This window comes from Pseudomonas sp. Irchel s3b2 (genome assembly GCF_900187445.1).
Classification (GTDB): domain Bacteria; phylum Pseudomonadota; class Gammaproteobacteria; order Pseudomonadales; family Pseudomonadaceae; genus Aquipseudomonas.
This window is the reverse complement of sequence record NZ_FYEB01000002.1, coordinates 259,325-274,236: the sequence shown is the minus strand read 5'-3', so window position 1 is coordinate 274,236 and position 14,912 is coordinate 259,325. Positions and strand designations below refer to the sequence as shown.

14 protein-coding genes are annotated in these 14,912 nt (G+C 58.7%); 3 read left to right on the top strand and 11 right to left on the bottom strand.

Annotated elements, in window-relative coordinates; translation table 11 throughout:
• Nucleotides 1-33 precede the first annotated feature (33 nt).
• Nucleotides 34-810, bottom strand: a complete 777-nt coding sequence (locus tag CKW20_RS08100; RefSeq protein ID WP_095052464.1) for a gamma-glutamyl-gamma-aminobutyrate hydrolase family protein — start codon at nucleotides 808-810, stop codon at nucleotides 34-36.
• A 278-nt stretch (nucleotides 811-1,088) separates the two neighbouring features.
• Here CKW20_RS08100 and CKW20_RS08095 point away from each other — a divergent pair, with 278 nt between their 5' ends.
• The gene (locus CKW20_RS08095) at nucleotides 1,089-2,465 is read left to right on the top strand and encodes a glutamine synthetase family protein (RefSeq protein ID WP_007897683.1); all 1,377 of its coding nucleotides are present in this window, start codon (nucleotides 1,089-1,091) and stop codon (nucleotides 2,463-2,465) included.
• A gap of 260 nt (nucleotides 2,466-2,725) precedes the next feature.
• Nucleotides 2,726-3,364, top strand: a complete 639-nt coding sequence (locus CKW20_RS08090) for a TetR/AcrR family transcriptional regulator (protein ID WP_095052463.1) — start codon at nucleotides 2,726-2,728, stop codon at nucleotides 3,362-3,364.
• 185 nt (nucleotides 3,365-3,549) lie between these two features.
• On the opposite strand, the gene CKW20_RS08085 is transcribed toward CKW20_RS08090, so the two are convergent.
• The 8 genes from CKW20_RS08085 to CKW20_RS08050 all read right to left on the bottom strand — a co-directional run bounded on the left by CKW20_RS08085 (nucleotide 3,550) and on the right by CKW20_RS08050 (nucleotide 10,787).
• Nucleotides 3,550-3,765, bottom strand: a complete 216-nt coding sequence (locus CKW20_RS08085) for a molybdopterin-binding protein (protein ID WP_003229256.1) — start codon at nucleotides 3,763-3,765, stop codon at nucleotides 3,550-3,552.
• Between the two features lie 34 nt (nucleotides 3,766-3,799).
• Nucleotides 3,800-4,606 (bottom strand): aliphatic sulfonates ABC transporter ATP-binding protein, encoded by an 807-nt coding sequence (ssuB, locus tag CKW20_RS08080; RefSeq protein WP_095052462.1) that lies wholly within the window; start codon nucleotides 4,604-4,606, stop codon nucleotides 3,800-3,802.
• A complete protein-coding gene (gene ssuC, locus CKW20_RS08075) occupies nucleotides 4,603-5,385 on the bottom strand; it encodes an aliphatic sulfonate ABC transporter permease SsuC (protein ID WP_095052461.1) in 783 nt (260 codons plus the stop codon). The genes ssuB and ssuC overlap by 4 nt, the downstream gene beginning before the upstream one ends.
• A 9-nt stretch (nucleotides 5,386-5,394) precedes the next feature.
• Nucleotides 5,395-6,543 (bottom strand): FMNH2-dependent alkanesulfonate monooxygenase, encoded by a 1,149-nt coding sequence (gene ssuD, locus CKW20_RS08070; RefSeq protein WP_095052460.1) that lies wholly within the window; start codon nucleotides 6,541-6,543, stop codon nucleotides 5,395-5,397.
• A gap of 25 nt (nucleotides 6,544-6,568) precedes the next feature.
• On the bottom strand, nucleotides 6,569-7,534 hold the full coding sequence (locus CKW20_RS08065) for a sulfonate ABC transporter substrate-binding protein (protein ID WP_095052459.1): 966 nt from the start codon (nucleotides 7,532-7,534) through the stop codon (nucleotides 6,569-6,571).
• 102 nt (nucleotides 7,535-7,636) lie between these two features.
• Nucleotides 7,637-8,230 (bottom strand): NADPH-dependent FMN reductase, encoded by a 594-nt coding sequence (ssuE, locus tag CKW20_RS08060; protein WP_095052458.1) that lies wholly within the window; start codon nucleotides 8,228-8,230, stop codon nucleotides 7,637-7,639.
• Nucleotides 8,231-8,543: 313 nt separating this feature from the next.
• Nucleotides 8,544-9,182, bottom strand: a complete 639-nt coding sequence (locus tag CKW20_RS08055; protein ID WP_095052457.1) for a peroxiredoxin — start codon at nucleotides 9,180-9,182, stop codon at nucleotides 8,544-8,546.
• A 279-nt stretch (nucleotides 9,183-9,461) separates the two neighbouring features.
• Nucleotides 9,462-10,787, bottom strand: coding sequence for an OprD family outer membrane porin (locus CKW20_RS08050; RefSeq protein ID WP_095052456.1), 1,326 nt, complete (start codon nucleotides 10,785-10,787; stop codon nucleotides 9,462-9,464).
• A gap of 367 nt (nucleotides 10,788-11,154) precedes the next feature.
• Between CKW20_RS08050 and tauA the strand changes: the two genes are divergently transcribed.
• Nucleotides 11,155-12,141, top strand: a complete 987-nt coding sequence (gene tauA, locus CKW20_RS08045; protein WP_371857413.1) for a taurine ABC transporter substrate-binding protein — start codon at nucleotides 11,155-11,157, stop codon at nucleotides 12,139-12,141.
• A gap of 126 nt (nucleotides 12,142-12,267) precedes the next feature.
• On the opposite strand, the gene argA is transcribed toward tauA, so the two are convergent.
• On the bottom strand, nucleotides 12,268-13,566 hold the full coding sequence (gene argA / locus CKW20_RS08040) for an amino-acid N-acetyltransferase (RefSeq protein ID WP_095052454.1): 1,299 nt from the start codon (nucleotides 13,564-13,566) through the stop codon (nucleotides 12,268-12,270).
• A 148-nt stretch (nucleotides 13,567-13,714) separates the two neighbouring features.
• Nucleotides 13,715-14,881, bottom strand: a complete 1,167-nt coding sequence (gene argE / locus CKW20_RS08035) for an acetylornithine deacetylase (protein ID WP_095052453.1) — start codon at nucleotides 14,879-14,881, stop codon at nucleotides 13,715-13,717.
• Between the last annotated feature and the right edge of the window lie 31 nt (nucleotides 14,882-14,912).

Below are 14,912 nucleotides of genomic sequence, written 5' to 3'. Positions count from 1 at the left end.
GCCTCTTAGGCTGAGTTTCCTGACTCTTATAAGTCAGGCGTTGTTTGACGCATCGGCGTCGCGTTGTAATGCGCGCTTGCGGCAGGCATCGCCAAATGCCTGGAAAATCGCAAGGTAGTCAGGATTCAAGCTTACCTGCCATTCGGGATGCCATTGCACACCTAAAGCAAAAGCCTTGCCTTCGATAACAGAAATGGCTTCGATCAACCCGTCGGGCGCCACGGCTTCCACGCGAAGGCCCGGCGCCAGACGCTCAATACCCTGACCATGAATCGAGTTGACTTGAAGCTCGCTCGTCAGGCCCAGCCCGGCCAGTACACCGCCCGGTTGAACGTGCACCGGGTGACTTGGCGCGTACTGCCCTTCCAGCGGCAGGCTGTCGTCTTCACGGTGATCCATGAATGGACCGGCCTCGTGAACCTTCTGATGCAGACTGCCGCCGAACGCCACATTCATTTCCTGGAAGCCGCGGCAAATGCCGAGCACGGGAACACCGGCCTCGACAGCGGCGCGGATCAGCGGGAGCGTGGTGGCATCGCGTGCAGAATCATGAGCGGTATCCGGCGCACTGGCCGGGCCGTTATAGTGAAACGGTTCTATATTAGAAGGAGAGCCTGTAAAGAGAATGCCGTCCAGAGCGTCCAGAATTTCGGACGGCGCCAGCTGATCCGCCAGGGATGGAAGAATCAACGGCAGGCCCTTGGCAGCTGATGCCACGGCGCGTACGTATTTGTCGCCACTGATGTGATAAGCATGCAGACCGATCTGCTTTGAGCAGGCGGTGACGCCGATTAACGGCAGGCGAGACATGAAGCACCCCGGTATTATTGCTGTTATGGGTTTAAATCGAGCTTAGCCTTGTTCATTTTTTTACACAACACCCCCGTAAAAAATACAACACGGCCCGCTCAAGCTCGCGGGCGCCAAGAAGACTGAAGGCCAAAAAATGCCCCAAAGTGCCTCAAAAAAGCCCCGCTAGTGCTTTTTTAGGGCAAAAAAGGCCTTGCTTGACTTCGGCATGCCGTTCGGGTTGACTGGAATCCGAAGAGATCAATGATTGATATTTTTAACAACAAAGGTGTTGCATCATGTCGGTACCCCCGCGTGCCGTTCAGCTTAATGAAGCGAACGCGTTCCTTAAGGAACATCCTGAGGTTCTGTACGTTGACCTTCTGATTGCGGATATGAATGGTGTGGTGCGCGGCAAGCGCATTGAACGCACCAGCCTCCACAAGGTTTACGAGAAAGGCATCAACCTGCCGGCCTCTCTATTTGCTCTGGATATCAATGGCTCGACGGTGGAAAGCACCGGCCTGGGCCTGGACATCGGCGATGCTGACCGAATCTGCTATCCAATCCCCGACACCCTGTGCAATGAGCCCTGGCAGAAGCGCCCGACCGCGCAGCTGTTAATGACCATGCACGAACTCGAAGGTGATCCTTTCTTCGCCGACCCGCGCGAAGTCCTGCGACAAGTCGTAGCCAAGTTCGACGAGATGGGCCTGACCATCTGCGCCGCGTTCGAACTGGAGTTCTACCTGATCGACCAGGAGAACGTGAACGGTCGCCCGCAACCGCCACGCTCGCCGATCTCCGGCAAACGCCCGCATTCGACACAGGTCTACCTGATCGACGACCTCGACGAATACGTCGACTGCCTCCAGGACATTCTGGAAGGTGCAAAAGAGCAAGGCATCCCTGCCGACGCGATCGTCAAGGAAAGTGCCCCGGCGCAGTTCGAAGTGAACCTGCACCACGTGGCCGACCCGATCAAGGCCTGCGACTATGCGGTCCTGCTCAAGCGTCTGATCAAAAACATCGCCTACGACCATGAAATGGACACCACCTTCATGGCCAAGCCTTATCCGGGCCAGGCAGGTAACGGTCTGCACGTCCACATCTCGATTCTTGATAAAGATGGCAAAAACATTTTTGCCAGCGAGGATCCCGAGCAGAACGCCGCACTGCGTCACGCGATCGGCGGTGTGCTCGAGACCCTGCCGGCGCAGATGGCTTTCCTCTGCCCGAACGTCAACTCCTACCGTCGTTTCGGTGCGCAGTTCTACGTGCCGAACTCGCCATGCTGGGGTCTGGACAACCGCACCGTGGCCATCCGCGTACCGACTGGTTCTTCCGATGCCGTGCGCATTGAGCATCGTGTCGCTGGCGCCGACGCCAACCCGTATCTGTTGATGGCTTCGGTTTTGGCCGGCGTGCATCACGGCCTGACCAACAAGATCGAGCCGGGCGCGCCCGTGGAAGGCAACTCCTACGAGCAGAACGAGCAAAGCCTGCCGAACAACCTGCGTGATGCATTGCGCGAGCTGGACGACAGCGAAGTCATGGCCAAATACATCGATCCGAAATACATCGATATCTTTGTCGCCTGTAAAGAGAGCGAGCTGGAGGAGTTCGAACACTCCATCTCCGACCTCGAGTACAACTGGTACCTGCATACCGTGTAAGCGGTTGCAGTAAAAAAGAACGCCGCCGGCTATGAAGCCTGCGGCGTTTTTTTATGGCCAACATCAAACCTGTGGCGAGGGAGCTTGCTCCCGCTGGGTCGCGAAGCGGCCCCAAAACAGTCGATGAGGTGTGTCTGACAGAACCGTATCGCTATTACAGGGAGTCCTTCGGCCTCCAACGGGAGCAAGCTCCCTCGCCACAGGGTATGGATCATCTCTGCGCTCTGCGTACAATGCCCGCTGCCCAGCAGGAGACTTCAATGACGCGCACCGCCACCATTCGCAAACCTCGCGCCCGCAGCCAGGCCCGGATCGACTCGATACTCGATGCCGCCCGCACGCTGCTGGCCGCCGAGGGTGTGGCCAGCCTGTCGATCTACAGCGTCGCCGAACGCGCCGAGATCCCGCCCTCCTCCGTCTACCACTTTTTCGCCAGCGTCCCGGCCCTGCTCGAAGCCCTGACCGCCGACGTCCACGCCGCGTTCCGCGCCTGCCTGCAAGCTCCCATCGACCATAACGCCCTCAACGGCTGGCGCGATCTGTCGCGATTGGTGGAACAACGCATGCTCGCCATTTACGACGAAGACGCCGCCGCCCGCCAACTGATCCTCGCCCAGCATGGCCTGACCGAAGTCACCCAGGCCGACCGCCAGCACGACATTGAACTCGGCGACCTGATGCACAAGCTGTTCGATCATCACTTCGAGCTGCCGAGACTGCCGGGTGATGTCGATGTGTTTGCGCTGGCCATGGAACTGGGCGATCGGGTGTATGCACGCTCGGTGCAGCAGCATGGGCAGATCACGCCGCGCATGGCTGAGGAAGGGATGCGGGTGTTTGATGCTTATCTCGGGTTGTATTTGCCGCCCTATCTGCCCAAGCGCGCTATACCCGCCTAATGATCATTCCCACGCTCTGCGTGGGAATGCAGCACGGGACGCTCTGCGTCCTATTCAAAAGCCGAACGCAGATCGTCCGTAGAGGCATTCCCACGCAGAGCGTGGGAACGATCAGCTCACTGAATCACGCGCATAAAAAACCCCGAAGGGCTCACACCCTCCGGGGTTGTTGTTTGCGCACACGCTTACAACTTGGCGATCGACACCTCGGTGGATTTCACAAACGCGATCACTTCACTACCAACCACCAGCTCCAGCTCTTTCACCGAACGGGTGGTAATCACCGAAGTGACGATGCCGGAAGCAGTCTGCACGTCGATTTCCGACAGCACATCGCCGAGCACGATTTCCTTGATCGAGCCTTTGAACTGGTTACGAACGTTGATGGCTTTGATAGTCATGATGTTGATTCCTGTCGTTGGATGAATCTTTAAGTTATTGAGCCCAGCGCAATTGCGTAGGCAGTGGTGAAACAGGTTCCGGTTCCGGCGGTTGGCCAGGTAGCGATAGCACACGGTTGAGCACTTCGGTCTCCAGCGCCGCCAGCCGATGGGAGCCACGGACCCGAGGGCGCGGCAGTTCCACCGTCAAGTCGAGGCCGACTTCGCCGTCTTCAATCAGGACCACCCGGTCGGCAATCGCCACCGCTTCGCTGACGTCGTGGGTCACCAGCAACACGGTGAAGCCATGCTGTTGCCAGAGCCGTTCGATCAGTTGCTGCATTTCAATTCGGGTCAGGGCATCCAATGCGCCCAGAGGTTCGTCGAGCAACAGCAAGCGCGGTCGATGGATCAGCGCACGAGCCAGGGCCACACGTTGCTTCTGCCCGCCGGACAACGCTGCCGGCCATTCGTTGGCGCGATCCGCCAGACCGACCGCTTCCAGCGCTTCCAGTGCTTGCGGCCGCCAGTTGCCCTTGAGTCCGAGACCGACGTTCTCGATGATCTTTTTCCACGGCAGCAGACGGGCTTCCTGAAACATCAGTCGGGTGTCTTCCTGTGCCTCGCTCAGTGGCGCTGCGCCTGCAAGCAGCTCGCCAGCCGTGGGCTTGTCGAGACCGGCGAGCAAGCGCAGCAAGGTACTTTTACCGCAACCGCTACGTCCGACCACCGCCACAAACTGCCCGGCCGGAATGTGCAGATCGATTTCACGCAGCACTCGCCGCGAACCGAAGGTTTTTTGCAGTTTGCGCACCACCAGCGGAATGCCGTGCAGCAAGCGTGGAGGTTGTTGAGCCGTCATGCAGCACCTCCCTTGGCAACCTGATAAGCCGGATGCCAGCGCAGCCACACGCGCTCAAGCCAGCGCGCCGCGAGGTCGGCCAGCTTGCCGAGCACCGCATACAAAAGAATCGCCAGCACCACCACGTCGGTCTGCAAAAACTCTCGGGCATTCATCGCCAGGTAGCCGATGCCGGAGCTGGCGGAGATGGTTTCCGCCACGATCAATGTCAGCCACATAAAGCCCAACGCGAAACGCACGCCGACCAGAATCGATGGCAGCGCACCCGGCAGGATCACCTGGCGAAACAGGCTGAAACCGGACAAGCCATAACTGCGGGACATTTCCACCAGCGCCGGATCGACGTTGCGGATGCCGTGATAAGTGTTGAGGTAGATCGGGAACAACGTGCCCAACGCCACCAGAAAAATCTTCGCCGACTCGTCGATGCCGAACCACAGGATCACCAGCGGAATCAGCGCCAGGTGCGGCACGTTGCGGATCATCTGCACCGAACTGTCGAGCAGGCGCTCGCCCCATGTCGACAACCCCGTTATGAAGCCCAAGGCCAGACCAATGCCGCCACCAATGGCGAAACCGAGCGCCGCGCGCCAGCCGCTGATGGCCAGGTGAGTCCAGATTTCACCGCTGCTGACCAGGCTCACACCGGCTTCGATTACCGCGATCGGTGCCGGCAGAATCCGCGTCGACAACCAGCCTGCCGACACCGATAACTGCCATACCGCCAGCAGCAAAACCGGCAACGCCCAGGGCGCAAGGTTGTGGATGATTTTCTTCATGGCGGCGCCTCAGCTCTGGGACGCGGCTTTGGGAAGAATGTCGTTGGCCACCATTTCGCCGAACGGGCTGACGTAACCAGCGCTTTTCGGCAGCTCCGGGCGCTCGATATCCAGATGCGGGAACAGCAACTCGGCCACCCGGTAGGACTCTTCCAGGTGTGGATAACCGGAGAAAATGAACGTGTCGATGCCCAGGTCCGCGTATTCCTTCACCCGAGCCGCGACGGTCGGACCGTCGCCTACCAGCGCCGTACCCGCCCCGCCGCGCACCAGACCGACGCCGGCCCAAAGATTGGGGCTGACTTCCAGATTGTCACGACTACCGCCGTGCAACGCAGCCATGCGTTGCTGGCCGACCGAATCGAAACGCGCCAGAGACGCCTGGGCACGGGCGATGGTTTCATCGTCCAGATGTGAGATCAGTCGATCCGCCGCTTGCCACGCCTCGGCATTGGTTTCACGAACGATCACATGCAAGCGAATACCGAAGCGCACGGTGCGTCCGAGCTTCGCGGCTTTGGCGCGTACCTGCTCGATCTTTTCTGCCACCGCGGCCGGTGGCTCGCCCCAGGTCAGAACCATTTCGACCTGTTCTGCCGCGAGGTCTTGCGCGGCTTCGGACGAGCCGCCGAAATACAGCGGCGGACGCGGTTGCTGGATTGGCGGATAAAGCAATTTGGCGCCCTTCACGCTGATGTGCTGACCGTCGTAGTCGACGGTTTCGCCTTCCAGCACCCGGCGCCAGATGCGGGTGAATTCCACCGAGGCCTGATAACGCTCTTCGTGACTGAGGAACAAACCGTCGCCGGCAAGTTCTTCCGGATCGCCACCGGTGACCAGATTGAATAGCGCACGACCACCGGAAAGACGATCCAGTGTCGCGGCCTGACGCGCCGCCACCGTCGGGGAAATGATCCCGGGGCGCAGGGCGACAAGGAATTTCAAGCGCTGGGTCACCGGGATCAGCGATGCGGCCACCAGCCACGAGTCTTCGCAGGAGCGACCGGTGGGAATCAGCACCCCGCCGAAGCCCAGACGATCCGCCGCTTGCGCAACCTGTTGCAGATAACCGTGGTCGACGGCGCGAGCGCCTTCGGCGGTGCCAAGGTAATGGCCGTCGCCGTGGGTAGGCAGGAACCAGAAGATATTGAGGTTCATGGAGTGGTCTCCTTGGGAAGTCGAATTACGGCGCTTTGGCCACAGCGGCGGAGGGTGTCCAGATCACGTCTTTGATGCTCAAGGGCTTGGGAATCAGCTTGAGCTGGTAGAAGCTGTCGGCGATTTTTTGCTGGGCCGCGACTACTTCCGGCGTAAGGAACAGCGCGCCGTAGCCCTGGCGTTTCACCGAGGTCAGGGTGATGTCCGCTGGCAGACCGAGCAGTGGCGAAACTTGCTGGGTCACGTCCTCGGGATTGGCCTTGGACCATTCGCCAACCGCGCGTACTTCTTCCACCAGCGCCTTGATCACTTCAGGATTTTTCTGCGCGTAAGGCTTGGTCGCCAGATAGAACTGGTGGTTGTCGACGATGCCCTGGCCATCGCGCAGGGTGCGCGCTTGCAATTGCTGTTCGGCGGCGGCCTGGTACGGATCCCAGATCACCCAGGCATCGACACTGCCACGCTCGAACGCGGCGCGGGCATCGGCGGGCGGCAGGAACACGGTCTGGATGTCGGTGTATTTGAGGCCGGCATCTTCAAGCGCACGCACCAACAGGTAGTGCACGTTGGAGCCTTTGTTGAGCACGACTTTCTTGCCCTTGAGGTCCTGCACCGATTTGATTGGCGAGCCCTTCGGCACCAGGATCGCTTCGCTGTGGGGCGCTGGTGGTTCGTAGGCGACGTAGAGCAGATCGGCGCCGGCCGCTTGGGCGAACACTGGTGGCGTCTCGCCGGTGACGCCGAAGTCAATGGAACCGACGTTCAGGCCTTCGAGCAGTTGCGGGCCGCCGGGAAACTCAGTCCATTTCACGTCCACGCCTTGGGCGGCGAGGCGTTTTTCCAGGGTGCCTTTGGCTTTGAGCAGCACCAGGGTGCCGTATTTCTGATAACCGATTCTTAACGTCTCGGCCTGAGCTTGAGTAATGGCGCCGAAGGACACAGCCGCAGCAAACAGAGCGACCAGCCCACGACGCAAAATGACAGTGCGCATGGCGCTCTCCTTTTTGCAGTTGGGTTTTGGCTGCACCTGCTTGGCCGTTAGCGGCTGAGTAAGGTGGAGTACATCAAATTCAGGTGTGGCTTGAGTGCTGGCTTAAATGCTCCAGCGAGCACTCAACAAACGTTCATTCAACAGGTTCGGATCGAGCGGCTTGGGCCGCCGGGCCATGGCGCTGAAAAATTGCTCCAGCGCTTCAAATAATCGTTGCGCAAGCTCCGGCGCCAACTGTGCCTGGGCGCTGCCTTCGCCATAAGCGATCTGGCTGTCTACGGCGAAAATCCCTTGCAGCATTTCCTGCGCTTTCAACGCCGACAGCACCGGTTTGAGCGCGTAATCCACCGCCAGCATGTGGGCGATGCTGCCGCCGGTAGCCATCGGCAGAACCACCTTGTGGCTCAGCGCCCGCTCGGGCAGCAGATCGAGCAGGGTTTTCAACGCGCCGGAGAACGACGCTTTGTAAACCGGCGTGGCGATCAGCAAGCCATCGGCGTTTTCAATCTGTTGCAGCAGGTCGATCACCTTCGGGCTGTCGAAGCGGGCATGCAGCAAATCTTCGGCCGGGAAATCCCGTACCCGGTAACTCACCACTTCCACCCCTTGCTCTTGCAACCAGCGTTGGGAGCGCTCCAGCAAAACCCCGGAACGGGAGCGTAGGCTGGGACTACCACCGAGTGAGACGACCAGCATTCAGACAATTCCTTGAACGGTGTTGGCGATTCGCGGCTTGCGATCTCGCGTTGGTGGAGTGACCTTAACAGCTGATTTATATATCCATAAATCATATTTATTCATTTGGTTATACTTTAAACGAATATAAGAATTGGCTTTTTTCAGACAAAAAAACAGGCCGTCGAAACGGCCCGAAATCCCCTGCTTTGGTGGACTGATCGTTCCCACGCTCTGCGTGGGAATGCATCCATGGACGCTCCGCGCCCACTGTGACGCAGAGCGTCACGGGCGGCGCTCCCACGCAGAGCGTGGGAGCGATCGCCAATTCAACTCAGCGATTCGGCTGCGGCGTCAGGCGCAGGTACGGCTTCACTGCGCGATAACCCTTGGGAAAACGTCGTTTGATTTCGTCTTCGTCTTTGAGCGACGGCACGATCACCACTTCATCACCGTCGTGCCAGTTGGCCGGGGTGGCCACCTTGTAGTTGTCGGTGAGCTGCAGCGAATCGATCACCCGCAAAATTTCATTGAAGTTACGGCCGGTACTCGCCGGGTAAGTAATCGTCAGCCGAATCTTCTTGTTCGGATCGATCACGAACAACGAGCGCACAGTCAGAGTGTCATTGGCATTCGGATGGATAAGGTCATACAGGTCGGACACTTTACGGTCCGCATCGGCGAGGATCGGGAAGTTGACGATGGCGTTCTGGGTTTCGTTGATGTCCTCGATCCACTTGTGATGCGAGTCCACCGGGTCGACCGACAGAGCAATGGCTTTGACGCCGCGCTGGGCGAATTCATCCTTGAGCCTGGCAGTGAAGCCCAACTCGGTGGTGCACACCGGCGTGAAGTCCGCCGGATGGGAAAACAACACGCCCCAGCTATCGCTCAGCCATTCATGGAAACGAATAGTGCCGGCGCTGGAATCCTGTTCGAAATCGGGGGCGATATCGCCCAGTCTGAGGCTCATGGTGCTGCTCCTTGTTAGTGCTTGTTGAGCTCGACTGTGCCTGCGTTCGATATAAATTAAAAAGAATAAATATTGATTTATTTATATCTAAAACGAATATTAAAAATCTGTTCACTGGACCTGAACGGTCATCGGGACGAACATCGACAACAAGGTTCGAGAAGGCCTTGAGTTGTTGCAAAAAGGGGAATTTCAAGGAGGGTTTACGGGGGTGAACCCGCCTTGAAAACGCAAAAGCCCCGCCCGGCGTGATGCCGGGCGGGGCTTTTTTTCTACGTCTTACATGAAGTTGTAAGTGTAGTTGAAGATCAGGCGAGTCTGATCCTGGTCAGCGATACCGGTACTGCTGCCACGGTAGGTGCCGTGACGCAGGGTGGTGCCGAAGCCTTTCAGAGGGCCTTGCTGGACAACGTAGTCCAGGCGCATGTCGCGTTCCCATTCGGACGAATCGCTTCCGCCGGTGGCGGATTTGATGTCGTCACCGTGGAGGTAGGCAACTGCAGCCTTCAAGCCCGGAACGCCCAAGGCAGTGAAGTCGTACGAGTATTGGCCGAAAGTGGTGTTTTCACCGGCACGGACAAATGCGTTGATCATGCTGTCGGTGAACAGATAGAAGCTCGAGCCGCCGGCACCTTCATTACGACCGCTGTCATTGAGCAGGCTGCCCTGGTTCAGGTAGACAAAACCACCGTCATCACCGACTTGCTGGTGACCCAACAGGAAGGCACTGCCGCCCAGGGTGTAAGTGAACATGGCGCTCCAGGTCTTGTTATCGACCTCGCCCGGAGTCTTGGCATAGCCGCCGTTGTTGTTGAACCGATAGCCAGCATCGCCGTTGCGGCCATCCGAGCTGCTGTCGAAGTAACGCAGGTCAGTTTTGAACGACTGGCCTTCGCTGATCGGGAAAACATGTACCGCACCCAGGAAGTGCTGCGTGTAATAGTCTTGCAGGTTGGCGTAGTAGTACTGCAGGGTCAGGTCTTTGGTGACTTTCCAGTCCGCACCACCATAACGGAACTGGTTGCTGTCCTGAGTACCGCCGTTCACTGCCAGGCCAGTGCTGTTAGTCCCTGCACGGCCAACGGCGTGCTCCAGCTGACCGGCGTTGAAGGTTACGTTGTCGATTTCCTTGGAGGTGATGGTGCCACCTTCAAAGGTTTGCGGCAGCAGACGACCATCGCTGGCCACCAGAATTGGCAGGTTAGGCGCCAGGGCACCACCCAAGTGAGCCTCGGTTTTCGAGAAAAGCGCCTTTACGTTGCCAGACAGACGACTCCAGTTGTGTACGGCCGAACCGTCGGTGTCGCTTGGAACAAAGGTGTTGGTATCCGGGTGGTGACCTTTGCCGCCATCGAGGTGGATACCGACCAGAGCCTGGGCGTCGATACCAAAACCTACGACGCCTTGGGTGAAGCCGGACTTATAGTCGAACTTCAGGCCGGTGGCTGTTTCGCGCTGGTCGGAACCGCCTTCGCGGTTATCGTTATTGAAGTACAGGGTACGGGAACTGACAGACGCTTTGCTGTCTTCGATGAAACCGGCGGCGCCTGCCTGCTGCGCCAAAACCCCTACGGCCACAGCCAGGGCCAAGGTGGACTTCTTCATTGTTTCGCTCCTCTCGTTCTAATTTTTATGTTCTTTGGTCCAGGGTCTAACGCCCCGGATCCACAGATGCGCGATTAGCGCCAGACCGTGCCTGACAAGTCAATCGTAACCATGTGTGTCTACGACCAAGGTCTAACCGCAGTGATTGGGTCCCTGCAGGGTAATGATTTACTCATAAACCCAAAAAGAATTATTTCATTCTTTTTAATGCCATTTAGGAATATAACTCGCAGCTAATAATCCGAACCTGGACATATCTATCGGCTCATAAGCTAATTCCTAAATGGTATTTCCTAGACTTTTTTTAGATCGATTAGCTTTGGCGTATCCCCCATACGTCAATCACTATCGAAAAGGCGACGCCATGATGGCCAAACGCGCACTATCTAGTCAATTTGTTACAGTTTGTATATCGCTGATATTTTCTTTTTCCGCTCAGGCGGCGACTCTCACAATCGGTTATCAAACCGGTATCGACCCCAGCAAAGTTCCTCAGGCCGATGGTGTTTACGAGAAATCCATTGGCCGGAAAATCGATTGGCGTCGCTTCAACAGTGGCCCGGAAGTGGTCACTGCCATTGCGTCCGGCGATGTGCAGATTGGCAACCTCGGTTCAAGCCCGCTGGCGGCAGCCGCTTCGCGCAATCTGCCAATTGTCGCGTTCATTGTTTCGGCTCAGATCAACGCTGCCGAAGCACTTGTGGTGCGCAATGGCAGTGGCATCGATAAACCGGAAGATCTGATCGGCAAAACCATCGCCACGCCCTTCGTTTCAACCTCCCACTACAGCCTGCTCGGCGCGTTGAAGCATTGGGGCCTGGACGCCTCGAAAGTCAAAGTGGTGAACCTGCAACCGGCGGAAATCGCCGCCGCCTGGAAGCGTGGCGACATCGATGGCGCGTTTGTCTGGTCGCCGGCGCTGGGGGAGATCCGCAAGACCGGCAAGACGCTGACCGACGCGGCGCAGGTCGGCCAATGGGGCGCGCCGACCTTCGAGGTGTGGGTCGCTCGCAAGGATTACGCCGAGAAGCATCCTGAAGTCGTGGCCCGATTTGCCAAGGTCACCCTGGATTCATTCGCCGGCTATGCAGCCCATAAAGACAGCTGGACCGCCGATTCGGTACCGGTGCAGAAAATCGCAAAACTGACCGGTGCTAACGCCGCCGATGTGCCGGAGCTGCTGGCCGGTTCCACATTCCCGGATGCCAAGGCACAACAGTCCACCGCGCTGCTCGATGGCGGCACAGCCAAGGCGATTGGCGAAACGGCGAAGTTCTTGAAGGAGCAAGGGAAGGTCGAGACGGTGCTGCCGGATTATTCGCCGTATGTCAGCGCGAAATACGTCACTGAGTAACACCCCGCCCCCTGTAGGAGCGAGGCTTGCCCGCGAAGAGGCCATATCTGCCGACACAAGTGTTGAATGTCAGGCCGCCTTCGCGGGCAAGCCTCGCTCCTACAAGGTTCGGGGTAGCCCCGGAGGTCAGAGCGCTTTTTCGAAAATCTTCGAATTACGCTGATAGTTGTAGAGCGACGCCCGCGCCGACGGCAGGCGTTCGACGCTGCTCGGCACGAAACCCCGCTCACGGAACCAGTGGGCGGTCCGGGTCGTCAACACGAACAAGGTTTTCAGCCCCTGCGCCCGGGCGCGGGTTTCGATGCGTTCCAGCAGTTCATCGCCGCGACCGCCATGACGGTACTCCGGGTTCACCGCCAGACACGCCAACTCCCCAGCATCCGAATCGGCAATCTGATACAGCGCCGCGCAAGCGATGATCATCCCTTCACGCTCGACCACGCTGAACTGCTCGATCTCACGCTCCAGCACCTCACGGGAGCGCCGTACCAGAATCCCCTGCTCTTCCAGCGGGCTGATCAAGTCCAGCAAACCGCCGACATCCTCGATGGCTGCCTCGCGCACAACTTCGAATTGCTCCTGGGCCACCAGCGTACCGCCACCGTCACGGGTGAACAGTTCGGTCAGCAGCGCGCCATCTTCGGCGTAGCTGACGATGTGACTGCGCGCCACCCCGCCACGGCAAGCTTCAGCCGCTGCGTCCAGCAACTCAGCCTGGTAGTTGTTGCCCAGGCGTTGCAGATGCGCTGGCACTTGTTGCGGGCGCAATTCGCGGACCAATCGGCCATTTTCGTCAATCAAACCAGGGTCCGCGCCAAACAGCAGCAGCTTGTCTGCCCCAAGGTCGATGGCTGCACGGGTAGCGACGTCTTCGCACGCGAGGTTGAAGATCTCACCGGTCGGCGAATAGCCCAACGGCGACAACAACACGATAGAGCGTTCGTCCAGCAAGCGATTGATGCCCTTGCGGTCGACCCGACGCACTTCGCCGGTATGGTGATAGTCGACACCTTCAAGCACACCGATCGGCCGTGCAGTGACCAGATTGCCGCTGGCCACCCGCAGGCGCGAACCCTGCATCGGCGATGAAGCCATGTCCATGGACAGCCGCGCTTCGATGGCGATGCGCAGTTGGCCGACCGCATCGATCACGCACTCAAGCGTCGCCGCGTCGGTGATGCGCATGCCATGGTGGTAATGCGGGATCAGGCCGCGAGCGGCGAGGCGGGTTTCAATTTGCGGGCGCGAACCGTGAACCAGCACCAGACGCACGCCCAGGCTGTGCAGCAGCACCAGGTCGTGGACGATATTGCCGAAATTCGGATGCTCCACGCCATCGCCGGGCAGCATGACGACGAATGTGCAATCGCGGTGGGCGTTGATGTATGGCGAAGCGTGACGAAGCCAATTGACGTATTCGGGCATGAACCTGGGCCTGTAAATAAATAGCAGCCGAGAAAAGGGTAACGCAGTAAACGCACAGCGGGCTGATGGTTATCGTCGGAACAGGCTTGGCGACACGCGCGCTCTCCTCATGAATACGGGTTGGGACATCGGCAATTTATACACGCTCCTACACTGGCATCGTCGTTTTGGCCGGCGTCAGGCAGTAATGTTCAATCAGTTGACGTAATAGATGCACGGTAGGCTGCAAACGTGACATTTCGAGGTATTCCCCCGGTTGGTGGGCGCAGGCGATATCACCCGGTCCCAATACCAGTGTTTCACAGCCAAGTCGCTGAAGATAAGGCGCTTCTGTGCCGAATGCCACTGCTTCGGCGCGATGGCCGGTGAGCTTTTCAGCGATCCTCACCAATTCCGAGTCCTCGGCCTGCTCGAACGGCGGTACTTCGGGGAACAACGGCGCGTAATCGATCTTCACCTGATGCCGTTCGGCAATCGGATTAAGCTTCTGCAAAATCGCCGCGCGCAAGGCTTTGGGGTCCATACCCGGCAACGGACGCAAGTCGAACTCCAGCGAGCACTGGCCGCAGATTCGGTTGGGATTGTCGCCCCCGTGAATGCAGCCGAAATTCATCGTCGGCTGCGGCACGCTGAACTGCAAGTTACGGAATTCGCGCTGCCACGCCAGGCGCAAGCCGCGCAATTCGCCGATGGCGTCGTGCATGGCTTCGAGGGCGCTATGGCCCAGGCGCGGGTCCGAGGAATGGCCGCTCTGGCCGAGGATGTCGATGCGCTCCATCATGATGCCTTTGTGCATCCGCACCGGCTTCAGCCCGGTCGGCTCGCCGATCACCGCCGCGCGACCTAATGGCCGCCCGGCTTCGGCCAAGGCGCGAGCGCCAGACATCGAGCTTTCTTCATCGCAGGTGGCGAGGATCAGCAAGGGTTGCTTGAACGGTTGGTCGAGCAAGGGTTTGACGGCTTCGATGGCCAGGGCGAAAAAGCCCTTCATGTCGCAACTGCCCAAGCCGACCCAGCGTCCGTCCACTTCCGTCAGTTTCAGCGGGTCGGTCTGCCACAACGCCTCGTCGTACGGCACCGTATCGCTGTGACCGGCCAGCACCAGGCCGCCGGGGCCGGAACCAAAACTGGCCAGCAGATTGAATTTGCCGGGGCTGACCTGCTGGATATCGCAGGCAAAACCCAAGTCCCCGAGCCATGTCGCCAACAAGTCGATGACCGGCCGATTGGTTTGATCCAGGCTGGGTTGGGTACAGCTGACAGATGGCGCAGCGATCAGCGCAGCAAACTGATCTTTCATGGACGGCAAAGACATCGCTGACTCCCAACTCCCGAATTGAAGTCCA